Origin of the sequence: Streptomyces sp. URMC 126 (genome assembly GCF_051386555.1) — a bacterium.
In the GTDB taxonomy this organism is placed as follows: domain Bacteria; phylum Actinomycetota; class Actinomycetes; order Streptomycetales; family Streptomycetaceae; genus Streptomyces.
The window spans coordinates 1-267 of the sequence record NZ_JBPQTX010000917.1 but is presented as its reverse complement, the minus strand read 5'-3'; the positions used below and the strand labels follow the sequence as shown (position 1 = coordinate 267).

1 protein-coding gene is annotated in these 267 nt (G+C 61.8%); it reads left to right on the top strand.

Annotation, left to right across the window (positions count from 1 at the left end; genetic code table 11):
• A partial coding sequence (locus tag ACSNOK_RS34485; protein ID WP_436784661.1) for a hypothetical protein occupies positions 1 to 107 on the top strand: 107 nt, incomplete at its 5' end.
• Positions 108 to 267: the final 160 nt, after the last annotated feature.

The window sequence follows — 267 nt, the reverse complement described above, 5'->3', positions numbered from 1 at the left end:
CGGTTGCCGACCCGAAGACCGGCAAGCCGACCCGCGTTCGCTTCGAGGAGCGCGACGGCAAGAAGGTCCGCGTGGCGGCCAAGTCCGGGGAGCTGATCAATGGCTGACGCCAAGAACGCGGACAACTATACTCCGCGCCTCAAGAAGGATTATGACGAGCGCATCGCCCAGGCGATGACCGAGAAGTTCGGCTACAAGAACAAGCTTGAAGTGCCGAAGCTCGAGAAGATCGTCATCAACATGGGCGTCGGCGAGGCGACCCAGGAC